The organism is Streptomyces sp. NPDC013157 (genome assembly GCF_042899865.1).
Lineage (GTDB): Bacteria > Actinomycetota > Actinomycetes > Streptomycetales > Streptomycetaceae > Streptomyces.
Window position 1 is genome coordinate 25,574 of sequence record NZ_JBIBAK010000020.1, and the last position, 17,443, is coordinate 43,016.

Here is a 17,443-nt window from a genome sequence, read left to right on the forward strand (position 1 = left end):
CGCGGCTCTCGTACGTTCACACGAGCGAGCCCGCGACGCTGGCCTGCAGGAATCGCCAGTAGAATCCGTACACGTGACTTCAGCCGCGCCCGCCAAGCCCCGCATTCCGAACGTCCTCGCCGGACGCTACGCCTCCGCCGAGCTCGCCACGCTCTGGTCGCCCGAGCAGAAGGTGAAGCTGGAGCGGCAGCTCTGGCTCGCCGTGCTGCGGGCCCAGAAGGACCTCGGGATCGAGGTGCCTGATGCCGCGATCGCCGACTACGAGCGGGTTCTCGACACCGTCGACCTGGCCTCCATCGCCGAGCGCGAGAAGGTCACCCGGCACGACGTGAAGGCGCGGATCGAGGAGTTCAACGCCCTCGCCGGGCACGAGCACGTGCACAAGGGCATGACGTCCCGGGACCTGACGGAGAACGTCGAGCAGCTCCAGATCCGGCTCTCGCTCGAGCTGATGCGGGACCGTACGACGGCCGTCCTGGCCCGCCTGGGCAGGCTGGCCGGCGAGTACGCCGAGCTGGTCATGGCCGGCCGCTCGCACAACGTGGCCGCACAGGCCACCACCCTCGGCAAGCGTTTCGCGACCGCCGCCGACGAGCTGCTGGTGGCGTACGGCCGCGTCGAGGAGCTCCTCGGCCGTTACCCGCTGCGCGGCATCAAGGGCCCGGTGGGCACGGCCCAGGACATGCTGGACCTGCTGGGCGGCGACGCGGCCAAGCTGGCCGAGCTGGAGGACCGGATCGCGGGGCACCTCGGCTTCTCGCAGGCGTTCACCTCGGTCGGCCAGGTGTACCCGCGCTCGCTGGACTACGAGGTCGTGACCGCGCTCGTCCAGCTGGCCGCCGCCCCGTCCTCCCTCGCCAAGACGATCCGGCTGATGGCCGGGCACGAGCTGGTGACCGAGGGCTTCAAGCCCGGCCAGGTCGGCTCCTCGGCGATGCCGCACAAGATGAACACGCGGTCCTGCGAGCGCGTCAACGGCCTCATGGTGATCCTGCGCGGTTACGCCTCGATGACCGGCGAGCTGGCGGGCGACCAGTGGAACGAGGGCGACGTGTCCTGCTCGGTGGTGCGCCGGGTGGCCCTGCCGGACGCCTTCTTCGCGCTCGACGGTCTGCTGGAGACGTTCCTGACGGTCCTCGACGAGTTCGGCGCCTTCCCGGCCGTCATCGCCCGGGAACTGGACCGCTACCTGCCCTTCCTGGCCACCACCAAGGTGCTGATGGGCGCGGTGCGCGCGGGTGTCGGCCGTGAGGTCGCCCACGAGGCGATCAAGGAGAACGCCGTCGCCACTGCGCTCGCGATGCGCGAGCAGGGTGCCGAGCGCAACGACCTGCTCGACAAGCTCGCCGCCGACGAACGGCTGCCGCTGGACCGTGGGCAGCTCGCCGCCCTGATGGCCGACAAGCTGTCCTTCACGGGCGCGGCCGCCGCCCAGGTCGGTGTCGTCGTCGGCCGGATCGAGGAGATCGTCAAGCAGCACCCCGAGGCCGCCGGATACACCCCCGGAGCGATCCTCTGACCGGCCCTTCCCCCCGCTTCACCGCGGCGGAACTGGAGGCCGCCCGCGACCGTCTCGTCCCCGACGTGCTCGCGGACGGCCTCCACGTCCTGTTCTGCGGGATCAACCCCGGCCTGATGACGGCGGCCACCGGTCACCACTTCGCCCGGCCCGGCAACCGCTTCTGGCCGGTCCTGCACCTGTCCGGCTTCACCCCGAGGCTGCTGAAGCCCGCGGAACAGGGCGAGTTGCTGTCGTACGGGCTGGGCATCACGAACGTGGTGGCGCGGGCGACCGCGCGGGCCGACGAGCTGACGGCCGAGGAGTACGCCGAGGGCGGGCGCCTGCTGACGGCCAAGGTGACGCGGGTCCGGCCGAGGTGGCTGGCGGTGGTGGGCGTCACGGCCTACCGGGCCGCCTTCGCCGACCGCGGGGCCCAAGTCGGTCCGCAGGAGCGGACGATCGGGGACACGCGCGTGTGGGTGCTGCCGAACCCCAGCGGGCTGAACGCGCACTGGACGGCGGCGACGATGGCGGAGGAGTTCGGGCGGCTGCGGGTGGCGGCGGAGGACTAGCCTCAAGGCCGCGAAGTTACTCACCGGGGCGCCGGCCGGCTTACCGGTAGCCACGCCGACGGCGAGCGCGCCGGCCGAGCCGCCCTGGCCGAGCCGACGACGCCGGTGGCGTGTGCGGTGACGGATGGTGAAGAGGTGTCGTACCTGTTCACCATCCGTCACCCGTGTCCGCCTTCGGTCAGACCGCGTGCGTCTCACTGCCGTCGAGCAGACCGTGGCCGCCAGGGGCTGTGCTGAGGGCCGTGCCCTCGTCGATGATCTCGTTGCGCTCGTTGACGAAGACGACCCTGGGCTCGACCTTCGCCGCGTCGGCGGCCGGTACCGCCGCGTAGGCGATGATGATCACGAGGTCGCCGTTCTGGACGAGGCGGGCCGCGGCGCCGTTGACGCCGATGATGCCGCTGCCCCGGGGGCCCTCGATCACGTAGGTCTCGAACCGGCTGCCGTTGTTGATGTCCACGAGGTGGATCAGCTCGCCGGGGAGCAGGTCGGCGGCGTCCATGAGGTCGGCGTCGAGGGTCAGGGATCCGACGTAGTTCAGATCGCACTGGGTGATCGTGGCCCGGTGGATCTTCGACTTGAGCATGGTTCGGAACATGGCTGTCGCCTTTCGGGGTGGGCGCCTTCTGCTGTCGCGGCTTTCCCGCGGCTCGCCGGGCGAGCGCACGAGAAATTCGATACCGGCCGTGGGAATCGGCCCGTGCATGACCGACGTGAGCCCGTTCCAGAGGATCCTGGGCGGCGGTGAACGAGCATTCCAGCAGAAATTCAGTTTCGGTAGAGGCGGATTTCCGTGACAACTCCGGGAAGATCTCCACCTGGCCGGGCATGCACCCTCATACCCTTTTCCCGCAGGTCAGGGCGTCTCCCACCGGCCCCTCGGGTGCCGTATGTCGCCCACTCACTTTCATGCCGTGCAGGTTGATGAGCGGGGGCGGGGCTGGAGCCGGCATCCGTATCGCGGTCACAGTGAGGAAGCGTCGAGGGCATGGAAATGGCCTCGGTCGCAATACCGCGGAATCACGGAATCACCGCATCGCAGAATCTCGGAATCCCGAATGATTCGGCCTTGAAGGGAGCAGAGGGTGACGGTGGAAATCACGACACAGGAGGCCCAGGAGATCGCCGGGAAGATCGCCGTGGTCTTCCAGGAGGTGCTGGGCGCGACGGAGGTGCCCGACACCGGCAGCGGGTTCCTGGACATCGGCGGTGACTCGCTGACGGCCGCCCGTGCGGTGTCCCTCATCAGCTCGCGGCTGGGTGTGCGGATCACGGTCCGCGACCTGTTCCGGGAGCGGAACGCCGACGCGCTCGCCCTCGTGGCGGTGCGCCGCCTGGCTTCGTAGCGCCCCGGGCGGTCGGCCGCTCCGGCTCGACCAGCCCGTTCTGCAACGCGGACCCGCCCGGCCGATCCGGTACGGCGGGCTCCGGGCCGGCCCGTGACGGTGCCGGTCGTCCGATCGCACGTCCGCAATGACTTTTCGAGAGGTGAGGACATGGTGGCTCAGACGTATCGCGTGGTGGTGAACGGCGAGGAGCAGTATTCGATCTGGCCCGAGGGACGGGACCTGCCCGACGGGTGGTTCGACGAGGGCACCTCCGGCACCAAGGAGGACTGCCTCGACCACGTCGAGCGGGTCTGGACCGACATGCGGCCGCTCAGCCTCCGCCAGGCGCGGTGACCGAACTGCCATGACGACGTGGACCGGAGAAGCCGCCGGGGTGGAAGAGCCGGCTGCGATGAAGAGGGAACTGACCGCCGAGAAGCGTGAGTTGCTCAAGCAGCGGCTGCTCGGGAGGTCTCGAACCGCTGCGGCGCCCGTGGGTGCCCCGAGCGCCGTACCGCGCCGTCCTGGCACCGAGGGCGCCCCGTTGGCGCCCGTCCAGCACAACCTGTGGGTCGCGGACCGCCTGTTGTCCGACAACTCCACCTTCAGCGTCCACCGCGTCCTGCGCCTGACCGGGGCGCTGGACCGCGACGCGGTCCGCCGGGCGCTGGACGCCCTGGTGGAGCGGCACGAGACGCTGCGCATGGTGTTCCGGGACGACAGCCCGCCCCGTCAGGTCCCGCTGCCGCCCGCCCCGGCCGCGCTGCGCACGGTCGACCTGTCGCATCTTCCCCCGGTCGCGCGGCCGGCGGCGGCCGTGCGGGTGGCCGAGGAGGAGATCGCGGGGCCCTTCGACCTGGAGCGCGGCCCCGTCTTCCGGGCCGTCCTGGTCACCTGCGACGACAGCACCCACGTCCTGGTGCTGAACCTGCACCACTGCGTCGCCGACGAATGGTCGTGCGGTGTGCTGGGCCGCGAGTTCGGCGCCCTGTACGCGGCGTCCGCGCGGGGGGTCACCGACCTCGCGAAGGTGTTGCCGGAGCTTCCGGTGTCGTACCGGGACTACGCGCACTGGCAGTCGGAGCGGCTCTCCGGTGACCTGCTGGAGCGGCAGCTCGCCTACTGGCGTGCGGCGCTGGACGGGGTGCCGCCGGTCCTGGAACTGCCCACCGACCATGTGCGTCCCCCCACCCCGTCGTTCTGGGGGCACGGCGCCCGCCGGCTGCTGTCCCCCGAGGTCAGTGCGGCGCTGCGGGACTTCGCCCGGCGGCACAACGTCACCCTCTTCACCGCCCTGCTGTCGGTCTTCGCGGGCTATCTGCACCGCTGGAGCGGTGGACAGGACCGCTTCTCGGTGCTGACGCCCGTCTCGGGCCGGGTCGTCGGTGACACCGAACCGCTCATCGGCATGATGGCGAACACCCTGCCGCTGGCCGTGGACGTCAGCGACGACCCCGGTTTCGCCACGCTGGTGCGGCGCATGAACGCGGTGGTTCTCGGGGCTCTGGAACACCAGGACGTCACCTTCGAGCAGTTGGTCGCGGACTCCGGGCATCCCCGGGACGCCTCCCGCAATCCGCTGTCGCAGGTCATGTACCAGTGCATCGAGTCGCGTGAGCACGTGTGGGACCTGCCCGGTGTCACGGTCGAGCGCGAGCGCATCGGCATGGCGTCCGCGAAGGTGGACCTGTCGTTGGTCGCGGCGAACCTCGACGAGGGGGTCCGGCTCGACCTGGTGGGTGAGAGCACGCTGTTCGAGCCGGCGACGGTGGAGCGGATGCTGGACTCGCTGGTCGAGGTGGTGAGCCGCGCGGTGGCCGCGCCCGACACCACCGTCGGCCAGGTGGACCTGCTCTCCGACGATGAGCTCGCCCGTGTGGTCGAGGACTCCCTGGGCTCCGGAGCCGCGACGCCCGACGGCACCGTGCTGGACCTCTTCGCGGCCGTCGCCGCCGCCACGCCCGGCGCCACCGCGGTCACCGCGGGCGCAACCCGCCTCACCTACCGGGAACTGGACGAGCTGTCGGACCGTACCGCCGCACGGCTCCGCGCGGCCGTACCGGGACCCGGCGCGCTGGTGGGGATCCATCTGCCCCGCTCCGAGCGGCTGGTGGCCACGCTGCTCGGGGTGTGGAAGGCCGGCTGCGCCTTCCTGCCCCTGCCTCTGGATCACCCCGAGGAACGCCTGCGGACCATGGTGGAGGACGCGGGGGCCGCGCTCGTGGTCACCGAACCGGGGCGGGACGCGCTGTTCGGCGCGGTTCCCTCGCTGCACGTCGGCCCCGGCTCCGAGGACCTCGCCACCGGCACCGTGCCCGCGCCGCGGGACCACGACGCGCCGCGCGCCGACGACCTCGCCTATCTGATGTACACCTCGGGCTCCACCGGCCGCCCCAAGGCCGTGGCGATCGAGCACCGGGGCCTCGTCAACTTCCTGAGCGGCACCGCGCGTCGGCTCGATGCCGGCGCGGACGACGTGTGGCTCGGCCTGACCGGCATCGGGTTCGACATCGCGCTGGTCGAGATGTTCCTGCCGCTCACCACCGGCGGCCGGGTGGTCCTGGCCCCGGAGGGGGCCGCGCAGGACGGTGACGCCGCGGTCGCCACGGCCCGGGAGCACGGGATCACCCATGTGCAGGCGACCCCGTCGGGCTGGCGGGTCCTGCTCGCCTCGACCCAGCGGCTGCCGCGGCTGGCGGTCGCCATGACCGGCGGTGAGTCGCTGCCGCCCGCGCTCGCCGCGGAGCTGCGCCTGGCGGCCGGACGTGTCCTCAACTGCTACGGGCCCACCGAGTCCACGGTGTGGGCCACGTACGACGACGTCACCGACCCGGCGGCGGACATCACCGTCGGCACCGGCGTCGACCAGGTCGCCGTCCATGTCCTCGACGCCGCAATGCGCCCGGTGCCCGTCGGCGTCCCGGGTGAGCTGTACGTGGGCGGGCCCGGGGTCGGGCGCGGCTACCACGCGCGGCCGCGGCTGACGGCGGGGGCCTTCGTGCCGGACCCGTTCGGGCCGCCCGGGGCGCGCCTGTACCGCTCGGGCGACGTGGGCGCGCGACGCCCCGACGGCCGTATCCGCTTCTTCGGCCGCGACGACCACCAGGTCAAGATCCGCGGCCACCGCATCGAACTCGGCGAGATCGAGGCCCGGTTGACCGCGCACCCGGACGTGGCGCACGCCGTGGTCGTGGTGGACCGCAGTCCCGCCGGGGACCGGCTCGTCGGTTACGTCGTCGGGGACGTCACGGAGGACGCGCTGAAGCGCCACCTCACGGCCGCCCTGCCCGTGGCGATGGTGCCCGCCGTCTTCGTGCCGCTGGAGAGCCTGCCGCTGTCGCCGAACGGCAAGGTCGACCGCCGTCGTCTGCCCGCCCCGCGCAACGAGGCTCCCGCGGAGCGCAGGCCGCCCGCCGCCGGGGCCGAGCGGGTCCTGGCCGGCATCTGGAGCCGGCTGCTCGACGTCCCGTCGGTGGCGGCGCAGGACAACTTCTTCACCCTGGGCGGCGACTCGGTGACCGCCGTGTTCCTCGTGTCGCGGGCCCGGGAGGCCGGGTACGTGTTCACCGCGCGCCAGGTCTTCGCCCATCAGACCCTGTCCGAACTGGCGGCCGTCGCCGTCGCGTCGGACGACGGGGCGGCGGCCGGCGGCGTGGACCCGGACGACTTCCCGCTGGCCGGTCTCGACCGGGAGGGACTGGAGCGGGTCCTGTCCGGGCTCTCCGCCGAGGACGTCCAGGACATCTATCCCTGCACCCCGCTCCAGGCGGGCATGCTGTTCCACAGCCTCCACGACGGCGGCGGGGACTCCTACTTCACCCAGTACCGCTGGGAGATCGAGGGCGACCTCGACCAGGACGGCCTGATCGCCGCCTGGCAGCACGTCCTGGACCGGCACGACGCGCTGCGCTGCTCCTTCCGCTGGGAGGGCCTGGAGCGCCCGCTCCAGATCGTGCACCGCCAGGTGCGGGCCGACTTCACCGTCCTGGACTGGTCCCAGGTCCCGGCGGACGAGATCCCGGGGCGCCTGGAGGCGCTGCTCGCCGGGGAACGCGACGCGGGTTTCGACCTGTTCCGGGTTCCGCCCCAGCGGTTCCATCTCATCCGCACCCGACCCGACCACCACCACCTCGTGTGGCACAACCATCACATCCTGGCCGACGGCTGGAGCGTCGGTCCGCTTCTCAACGAGGTCTTCGCGACCGCCACCGCGCGCCGCACGGCGGGGCGCCCCGCGCGCGAGCTGCCCGCACCGGTGTCCCATCGCGCCTACGTGGAGTGGCTGGCGGAACAGGACCCGCGTGCCGTCGAGCGGTACTGGCGCGACGCCCTGGCCGGTTTCGTCGAGCCCACCTCGCTCCCGGTGGTGCGACCGGCGTCCCCGGACACCCCCGCCGGAGCGGCCCGCACGGTCGAACTCGCCCTGACCCCGGAGCTGACGGAGGCACTGTCGCGGCTCGCCCGTGCGCGGGGGTGCACCCTCGGGACCGTGTTCCAGGGTGCCTGGGCCCTGCTGCTGGGCCGCTGGAGCCGGAGCCGTGACGTGCTCTTCGGGCTGACCGTCTCCGGGCGTTCGGTCGACCTTCCGCAGGTGGAGCAGATCGTGGGGCTGCTCTCCAACACCCTTCCGGTGCGCGTGCGCTGGGAGGACGACGACCGGCTCGACGACTGGCTGGGCCGCCTGGCCGGACAGTCGGCCGGGCTGCGCGACGTCGAGCACACCGCGCTGACCGACATCCACGACTGGTCGGACGTGCCGGGCGACAAGAAGCTGTTCGACAGCATCCTGGTCCTGCAGAACCTGGCGGTGGCCGAGCGCGCCGATCTGGGCGGGCTGTCACTGCGCATGGGTCCCGTGCACCAGAGCAGCGGCTATCCGCTGATGCTGACCATCCGTACCGGCCCGGCGGGGGCCGTCCTCCAGCTCCTCCACGACGACCTCCGGGTCGACTCCGGTGACGCGGAGCGTCTGCTGGCGTCGTTCGGCCGCCTGCTCGACGCCTTCGTGGAGCGACCGGGCGCCCGGGTCGGGGAGTTGGCGATCCTTCCGGACGCCGCCCACGACACCGTCGTACGCCGCTGGAACGACACCGCGCACGCGTTCCCCACCGCCACGACCGTGCCCGCGATGATCGAGGAGCAGCGCACGCGCACGCCGCACGCGGCGGCGGTGGTGTACGACGCGCGGGAGTGGACGTACACCCGCCTGGACGAGGAGGCCACGCGGCTGGCGCGGCGGCTGCGGGCCGCCGGGGTACGGCCGGGTGACCGGGTGGGCCTGCGGCTGGACCGCTCGGCGACGATGATCGCCGCGGTGCTCGCGGTGTGGCGGGCCGGCGGCGCCTACGTCCCGCTGGACCCCGAGTACCCCGACGCCCGGGCCGCCTTCGTGCTGTCGGACTCCGGGGTACGGGTCCTCCTCGCGAGCGAGGAACCCCCCGCGCGGTCCGTCCCGGACGGGGTGACCGTCGTCCGCGTCGGTACCGCTGACGACCTGGCACATCCGGAGCCCTCGTCCGCGGAAGCGGCGGGGAGCACCGGCGACGGTCCCGGCCGCGACGACGTGGCCTACGTCCTGTACACCTCCGGCTCCACCGGCCGTCCCAAGGGCGTCGAGGTCACCCATGCGGCGCTGGCCCACCTGACGGCCGCCATGACGCATGTGCTGGAGCCCACCGGCCCGCAGACGTGGCTGGGACTGACCGCCCTGTCCTTCGACATCTCCACCGTGGAGATGTTCGTGCCGCTCACCACGGGCGGCCGGGTCGTGGTGGTCCCGGAGGAGGGACGCTGGGACGCCGCCGCCCAGCGGGCCCTGATCCACACGCACCGGGTCAGCCATGTGCAGGCCACCCCGTCCGGGTGGCGGCTGCTGCTGGCCGCCGGGTTCGGCGCGGCGGACGGCGTCGAGGTCGGCCTCGTCGGCGGCGAGGCGCTGCCGCACGCCCTGGCCGGCGAGCTGCGTACGGGCCTGCCCCGGCTGGTCAACGTCTACGGCCCGACCGAGGCCACCGTCTGGTCCACCTGGGACGACGTCGACCCCGCCCAGGACGAGGTGACCATCGGGCTCCCCCTGCCCAACACCTCCGCCCACGTCCTCGACGAGGCCATGCGCCCGGTGCCGATCGGCGTGCCGGGCGAGCTCTACCTCGGGGGCGCGGGCGTGGCCCGCGGATATCTGGGGCGCGCCGGGCTGACCGCGCGGCAGTTCGTGCCCGACCCGTTCGGCGCCCCCGGCACCCGGCTGTACCGCACCGGTGACCTGGCCGCGCGGCGGGCGGACGGCCGTATCCGCTTCCTGGGCCGGGACGACCACCAGGTCAAGATCCGCGGCCACCGCATCGAACTGGGCGAGATCGAGGAGGCGTTGACCCGCCACCCGGACGTGCGGCTGGCCGCCGTCACCGTCCACCGGGACGCGGCGGGCGAGGAGTTCCTCGTCGGCCATGTCGCCGGCGACGCGCCCGACCCCGCCGAGGTGCGGACGTTCCTGCGGGGCGAGGTGTCCCGGGCGATGGTGCCCGACCGGCTCGTCGTCCTGGAGAGGATGCCGCTCAGCCCGGCGGGCAAGATCGACCGTGCCGCGCTTCCCGCCCCGGAGGCGGCCTCGGAGGCCCCGTCCGCGCGGACCGCGCCCCGCGGGCCCGTCGAACGGGCCCTCGCCGACATCTGGGCCCGGGTGCTGGGCACCGGCGACATCGGGGTGGACGACGACTTCTTCGCGCTGGGCGGCAACTCCCTCAAGGCGGTCACGGTCTCGGCACTCGCCCGGGAGGCCGGACTCACCGTCACCACCCGGCAGATCTTCGCCCACCCCACGGTGGCGGAACTCGCGGCCCTCGGCGGCGGGGCACCGGCTTCGACGCCGCCCGCGGAGACCCGGCCGTTCGCGTTCACCGGGCTCGACGCCGAGACCCTGGACGGGCTCCTGCAGACCGTGGGCAGGGAGGGCACCGAGGACGTGCTGCCCCTGTCGCCCCTGCAGACCGGGCTGTTCCTCGACACGCTGGCGGAGACCGGCGACTACGTGCGTGTGTTCGCCGTCGACATCGAGGGCGACTTCGACCAGGCCGCCTTCGAGGACGCCTGGGCCCATCTGGTCGACCGCCACGCGATCCTGCGGTCCACCTTCCACTGGGCCCACCTGCCCCGCCCGGTCCAGGTCGTCCGCGGCGCCGCGCCGCCGCGCTTCCGGTACGCCGACCTCACCGCTCTCCCGGAGGACCGGCGTGCCGGGCGGCTCGCCGAGCTGACCGCGGCGGAGGAGAGGACCGTCTTCGACCTCGGCGCCGCTCCGCCCTCCCGCTTCCTGCTGGTCCGGGTCGCCGAGGACCGGCACCGGTTCGTGTGGACCACCCACCATGTCGTCTTCGACGGCTGGAGCCTGCACGCCCTGCTCTCCGAGGCGTTCGCCGTCTACCGCAGCCGTCACGAGACGGGCCGGCTGCCCGTCCTCGCGGACCCGCCGCCGTACCGGGAGTACCTGCGCCGGCTCGCCGAGCACGACTCCCCCGAGGAGGCCGAGCGCGAGAGCGCCCACTGGCGGTCCCGCCTGGCGGGTTTCACCCGGCCCACTCCCCTGCCCGGCAGCCGTCCCACCGGGGCCGCCACGGGGCTGTGGCACGCCCGGCGCACCCTGCCGGCCGCGCTCTGCGACGAGCTGGAGCGGGCCGCCCGCCACCACCACGTCACCGTCGGCACCCTGGTCCACACCGCGTGGTCCCTGCTGCTGAGCCGGACGAGCGGGGAGCGGGACGTCGTCTTCGGCACGACCGTCTCCGGCCGCTTCGGCGACGTCGAGGGGGTCGAGCGGATGGTGGGTCTGCTGATGAACACCCTGCCGCTGCGCGTCGACGTGGACCCCGGTGCACACCTCACCGAGCTGCTGCGCGACGTCCAGCAGCGGGTCACCGAGGTCGCGGGGCGCGCCCATGTCGCGCTGCCGGCCGTGCAGCGGGCGAGCGAGGTGGCGCCGGGACGGCGGCTGTTCGACAGCCTGCTCGTCTACACCGACACCGGCCCCGGCGGTCTGCCGCAGGGCGTCGTCCCGGTCGCCGAGGGCGAGGCCCGCGACACCGGCTACCCCCTGGTCCTGGAGGCCACCCGCGCCGACCGGCTGACCCTCAGCCTGAGCTGCCAGAGGTCCCACTACGACCAGGTCACCGCCGACCGGCTGCTCGCCCAGGTCGTGCAGCTGCTGACCGGCCTGGCCGAAGACCGACCCGGCCGGGACGAGCAGGACGGCACCGGCGCCGCCGGGGGACCGACGCTGGTCGCCGAGGTCCCGATGCTGTCGGCGGAGGAGCGCGAGCGGATCGTCCACACCTGGAACGACACCGTCGTGCCCTTCCCGGACGACCGCACCCTGCACTCCCTGGTCGCGGCGCAGACCGCCGACACCCCGGACGCCGTCGCCGTCAGGCTCGGCTCCGACACCTGGACCTACGCCGAACTCGGGGCGTGGGCCGAGCGGGTGGCCGCACGGCTGTACCGGGAGGGTGTCCGTCCCGGCGACCTGGTCGCCCTGTGCACCGAACGCTCCTTCGAGCACGTGGTGGGCCTGCTCGGCATCCTGAAGGCGGGTGCCGCGTTCGTGCCCGTCGACCCCGACCACCCCGCCCGGCGCCAGGCCTACCTGCTCGCCGACTCCGGGGCCCGGGTGGTGCTCACCCAGACCCGGCTGCTCCCGGCACTGCCCGAGGACACGGCCGCCCTCGTCCTGGCACTGGACGACCCCACGGCCTGGCCGGAGGAACCCGGTTCCGGTCCCCGGCCGGACGCGCTGCCCGCCGACCTCTGCTCGCTGTACTACACCTCGGGATCGACCGGCGCGCCCAAGGCGGTGGCCTCGCACCACGCGGGCTGGGTCAACCGCATGACGTGGATGCAGCGCCGGCACGGGCTGCGGCCCGGCGAGGGCGTCCTGCACAAGACCACCCTCGGTTTCGACGACGCGGCGGTGGAGATCCTGTGGCCGCTGATCACCGGGGGCCAGGTCGTGCTGCTGCCGCCGGGGGCGCACCGTGACGCCCACGCGATCGCCGAGTCCGTCGCCCGGCACGACGTGGTGCACGTGCAGTTCGTGCCCAGTGTGCTGGAGGTGTTCCTGGACATCCTCACCCCGGAGCGGGCCCGGTCGATGTCCCGGCTGCGGTCCGTCCTCACCAGTGGTGAGGCGCTGCGCCCCGCCCTGGTGCGCCGGTTCCTGGAGGTGTTCGGGGAGCGGGTGAGCCTCGACAACACCTGGGGTGCCACCGAGGTGTCCATCGACTCGACCTGCCGTGTGTGCACCGCCGAGGACGCCGTCCCCGACACGGGCGCGGTGGCCCTGGGACTGCCCATCGACAACAACACCGTGCACGTCCTCGACGCGGCGATGGAACCCCTGCCGACCGGCGCCACCGGCGAACTCTTCATCGGCGGCCCCGGGCTGGCCCGCGGCTACCACGGCCGGTTCCGGCTGACCGCCGAACGGTTCGTGCCGGACCCCTTCGGGCCGCCCGGATCCCGGCTCTACCGCACCGGCGACCTGGGACGCCGACGGGCCGACGGCGTCCTGGAGTTCGCCGGCCGCGCCGACCACCAGGTCAAGCTGGGCGGAGTGCGCGTCGAACTCGGCGAGATCGAGGACGCGTTGCGCCGGGCGCCGGGGGTCCGGGACGCGGTCGCCGACGTTCGGACCGTGGCCGGTTCGAAAACGCTCGTCGGGTACACCGTCGGCGGCGACGACCCGGACCGTACGCTCGCCGCCCTGCGCGCGGAGCTGCCCGACGTCATGGTGCCGAGGTTCCTCGTCGCCGTGGACTCCGTCCCGCTCAACGCCAACGGCAAGGTGGAGCGGGCCGCCCTGCCCGATCCGGATCCCGCCGCCCGCGAGGTGGCGCCGGAGTCCCAGGTGGCTCCGCGCACCGCTACCGAGGAGGCCGTCGCCCGGATCTGGTGCCGGGTCCTCGGGGTGCCGCGCGTCGGGGTGCACGACAACTTCCGCGCGCTGGGCGGGGATTCCATCCTGCTGATCCACACCGTCGCCAAGGCGCGTGAGGCGGGCCTGTCCATCACCCCGAAGATGGTCTTCGAGCACCCGACGGTCGCCTCCCTCGCGGCGGCCTCGGACGAGGCGGCGGCCCAGGGCCGCTCCACCAGCGTCCACGCCGAGCAGGGCCCGGTCACCGGCGAGGTCCCCTTCGGACCGATCCAGCACCAGTACGCCGCCGTCGGGCCCCGCGACCGCTTCAACCAGAGCCGGCTCCTGCACGTCGCTCCCGAGATCGGCCCCGACGTCCTGCGGGCCGCGCTGCGGACCCTGATCGACCACCACGACGCGCTCCGGCTGCGCTGGAGCCGCCGGGAGGACCGCTGGCACCAGGAGCTGGCGCCGGCGGGCGGCCACGACGACCCGCTCACGGTCGTGGACACCCCGCACGAGGCCGACGCCGCGGTGGAGGCCGCGCACGGCGGACTCCACCTGGCCAGGGGCCCGTTGCTGCGTGCCGTGCTGCTGCGGCACACCGGGCAGCTCCTGCTGGTGGTCCACCACGTGGCCGTCGACACCGTGTCCTGGCACATCCTGGTCGAGGACCTCGCCACCCTGTGCGCCGGGGGTGAACTGCCCGCCAAGACGACCTCCGTCCAGCACTGGGCGCGGCGGCTGGCCGAGCACGCGCACAGCGCGGAGTTCGCCCCCGAGGCCGCCTACTGGGCGCTGCCGCGTCCGTCCGTCGCGCCGCTGCCCGCGGACCGGGAGGCCGGTGACAACACCGAGGGCCGGGCCCGCTCCACGAGCGTCGTCCTCGCGGCGGGAGCCACGGCGGGCCTGCTGCGCCAGGCCGCCGCGCGGCGCGGCGCCGAGCCGGAGCACCTGATGCTGGCGGCCCTGGCCCGCACGCTCACCGAGGCCACCGGCGGTGACACCTGCGCGATCGACGTGGAACGGCACGGCCGTGAGCCGCTGTTCGACGACGTCGACCTCTCCCGCACGGTGGGCTGGTTCACCAGTGTGCAGCCGCTGCTGCTCACCCGGCCGGAGTCCGGCGCCATGGACGCCTGGATCGACGTGGTCGCCGAGCACACCCGCACGCCCGCCGGGCGCGGCATCGGCCATGGACTCGCCCGGTACCTGCGCGGGGACGACAGCACCGCACCGGCGGCACAGCTCTCGTTCAACTACCACGGCCGCCGGGACACCGCTCCCGCCGGGGACGCGCCACTGCGGCCCCTTCCCCGGTCGCTCGGCGAGCACGTCGACCCGGAGCAGCGGCGCTCCCACCTCGTGGAGATCGAAGCGGCGGTCCTCGACGGCGAGCTGCACCTCGAATGGCGTTACGCGGCCGACCACTTCGACGCCGGCACCGTACGCGAACTGGCCGAACGGCACCTGGGACACCTCACCGACCTGGCCGCCGCCCCGCCCGAGGAGACACGTGTGCCGGCGGAGCCTTTCGTGCGGCGGCTGTTCGCGGGGGCTCCGGCCCCGAGGCTGCCGATGCTGCGGCACCGGGTACCGGGCGTGGCGATCGCGCTGATCGACGACGGTGACCTGCGCGGGGCCTGGGGCTTCGGGGTCCTCGGGGCCGACGACCCGGTCGAGGTCGACGAGCGCACCGTCTTCCAGGTCGGCTCGATCAGCAAGCACGTCACCGCGCTGGGCGTGATGGCCCTGGTCCAGGACGGGCGGCTCGATCTCGACACCGACGTCAACCGGATGCTCACCTCCTGGCGGCTGCCCGGTGACGGGGTCACCCTGCGCCATCTGCTCACCCACACCGCGGGGCTCGGCGCGCAGTCCTACGACGGCTACCGCGCGGGTCTGCCGATGCCCAGCCCGGCGCAGGTCCTCGCCGGCGGTCCGCCCTCGCTGACCCCGCCGGTCAGGCCCGTGGGCCCGCCCGGGTCGCCGTACCTGTACTCGAGCAGCAACTTCACCGTGGTGCAGCAGGTGCTCCAGGACGTCACGGGGCAGGAGTTCGCGCCGCTGATGCGCGCGCTCGTCCTGGACCCGCTGGGCATGCGGGACAGCGACTTCGCGCCGCGCGTGCCGGATCTGCCCGGCACCACGCTGGCCCGCAACCACCAGGCGTCGGGCGCGCCCTACCCGGAGGGCTGGCACCTGTACCCGGAGTCCGCCGCGGGCGGCCTGTGGTCCACACCCAGGGACCTGGCCCGGGTCGCCGTCGAGATCCAGCGGGCGGTCACCGGTGGCCCGGCGGTCCTGCTGGGTGCGGAGGCGGCGGCCGAGATGCTGCGCCCCCACCCCGGCACTCCGGGGGGCCTGGGCACCGCGGGCAAGCCGTACGGCGGCCGCCGGTGGTTCGGACACACCGGGGGCGTCCCCGGCTTCCGTTCGCTGACCTGGGCCGACCCGGACCGTGGTCTGGGCCTCGTCGTCACCGCCAACTCCGACGCCGGTGAGGACTTCCTTCGAGAACTGCTGCACGACCTCGGGGTCGGATTGGAGGACGCACGATGGTGACGATCGACGCCGCGTTCCGCCGGTGGGCGGTGCGCGACCCGGACGCCGTGGCGCTGCGGGCGCCCGGCACCCGGATGACCTACGGCGAGCTGGACCGGGCCGCGACCCGGATCGCCCGCGGTCTGCTCCGGCTCGGGGTGCGGCCCGGGGAGCTGGTCGGGGTGGCCGCCACCCCGTCACCGGGCTTCGTGGTGTCGGCCCTGGCGGTGCTCCGCGCGGGCTGCGCCTATCTGCCGATGGACCTGACGTACCCGCAGGAGCGGCTGGCGCACATGCGCCGGGACAGCGGCATCCGCGTCCTGGTGTCCTCCGGCGACGGCGGCTACGACGGCCTGCCGCCCGCCCTCGCGGACTGCGTGATCCTCGACCCGGCCGCCGACATCGGTGACGACGGCGACGACCCCTTCGCGCCCGGTGCGGCGGAGCTGTCCGCGCCCACGGACCTGGCGTACGCGATGTACACCTCGGGATCGACCGGCCTGCCCAAGGCGGTGCTGGTCGAGCAGCGCAACGTCACCGCCTTCGCGCTGCGGCAGGACTTCGCGGCGCTCGGGCCCGGCCGGACCATGCTCCAGAGCAGTTCGTTCTCCTTCGACGCGTCGGTCCTGGAGATCTGGGGGGTGCTGCTGCGCGGCGCCTGCCTGGCCTTCCCCCCGGACGGCCTGCTGACCTCCGCGGAGCTGGGCGAGGTGCTGGCCCGCGAGGAGGTGACCGACCTGTGGCTGTCGTCGGGCCTCTTCCACCGGATCGCCGACGACGTGCCCGAGGCGCTGGCGCCGCTGCGCACCGTGATCACCGGCGGTGACGTGGTGTCCCCGGCCCGGGTGCGGCGGGTGCTGGAGACCAACCCCGGGCTGACGGTGGCGCACATCTACGGGCCGACCGAGACCACCGTGGCCATCTGCCGCCGGCTGCTCACCCACCCGGACCAGGTGGAGTCCCCGCTGCCGCTGGGCACCCCGATCCCCGGCGCGAGCCTGCACGTCATGGACGAGCGCGGACGCCCCCTCCCGGCGGGCGCGACCGGCGAGCTGTGGATCGCCGGGGAGACCGTCTCCCGCGGCTACCACGACCGCGCCGAGCTCACCGCGGAGCGGTACGTCACCGACCCCGGGACGGGACGGCGCGCGTACCGCAGCGGCGACCTCGGCCGCAAACGCCCCGACGGCACGGTGGAGTTCGTCGGCCGAGCCGATAGCCAGGTCAAGATCCGGGGCTTCCGCATCGAGCCCGGCGAGATCGAGGCGACGCTCGGCGAGGCACCCGAGGTGCGCTCCTGCCTGGTCACCGCACGCGTCGCGCCGCCCGGCGACAAACGTGTCGTCGCCTATGTCGTGCCGCGTGACACGGGGCCGCTGCGCGCCGCCGACGTGCACCGTTTCCTCGCCGGGCGGCTGCCGCGCCACATGCTGCCCTCCGAGTACGTGGCGCTGGACGCGCTGCCCCTGGACGCCAACGGCAAGGAGGACCGGCGCCGGCTGCCCGAGCCCGCCTGGGGGCGCGGCAGCCTCGCCGTGCTCGACGTCGTCCCCGTTCCCGCCGCACCGGCCGCCCTGCCCGAGAGGATCTGATC

7 protein-coding genes are annotated in these 17,443 nt (G+C 73.6%); 6 read left to right on the forward strand and 1 reads right to left on the reverse strand.

Going from position 1 to position 17,443, the window contains the following annotated elements:
* Positions 1-73: 73 nt before the first annotated feature.
* Positions 74-1,519, forward strand: coding sequence for an adenylosuccinate lyase (purB, locus tag ACFY6U_RS42705; protein ID WP_390047197.1), 1,446 nt, complete (start codon positions 74-76; stop codon positions 1,517-1,519).
* A 65-nt stretch (positions 1,520-1,584) separates the two neighbouring features.
* Entirely contained in the window at positions 1,585-2,073 is a 489-nt protein-coding gene (mug, locus tag ACFY6U_RS42710) for a G/U mismatch-specific DNA glycosylase (protein ID WP_390047199.1), read from the forward strand.
* A 178-nt stretch (positions 2,074-2,251) separates the two neighbouring features.
* Here mug and panD read toward each other — a convergent pair whose 3' ends face one another.
* Positions 2,252-2,671, reverse strand: coding sequence for an aspartate 1-decarboxylase (gene panD / locus ACFY6U_RS42715; RefSeq protein ID WP_390047201.1), 420 nt, complete (start codon positions 2,669-2,671; stop codon positions 2,252-2,254).
* Positions 2,672-3,158: 487 nt separating this feature from the next.
* Between panD and ACFY6U_RS42720 the strand changes: the two genes are divergently transcribed.
* From ACFY6U_RS42720 to ACFY6U_RS42735, 4 genes are all read left to right on the forward strand, one after another.
* Positions 3,159-3,419 carry an acyl carrier protein gene (locus ACFY6U_RS42720; protein ID WP_350782523.1) on the forward strand — a complete coding sequence of 87 codons (261 nt, stop codon included), beginning with the start codon at positions 3,159-3,161 and terminating at the stop codon, positions 3,417-3,419.
* A 150-nt stretch (positions 3,420-3,569) separates the two neighbouring features.
* Complete coding sequence (locus tag ACFY6U_RS42725; RefSeq protein WP_350782525.1) at positions 3,570-3,755, forward strand: MbtH family NRPS accessory protein; 186 nt, start codon at positions 3,570-3,572, stop codon at positions 3,753-3,755.
* Between the two features lie 10 nt (positions 3,756-3,765).
* Positions 3,766-15,870, forward strand: a complete 12,105-nt coding sequence (locus ACFY6U_RS42730; protein WP_390047204.1) for an amino acid adenylation domain-containing protein — start codon at positions 3,766-3,768, stop codon at positions 15,868-15,870.
* On the forward strand, positions 15,864-17,441 hold the full coding sequence (locus tag ACFY6U_RS42735) for an amino acid adenylation domain-containing protein (RefSeq protein ID WP_390047206.1): 1,578 nt from the start codon (positions 15,864-15,866) through the stop codon (positions 17,439-17,441). Before ACFY6U_RS42730 ends, ACFY6U_RS42735 begins: the two co-directional genes overlap by 7 nt.
* Positions 17,442-17,443 lie beyond the last annotated feature (2 nt).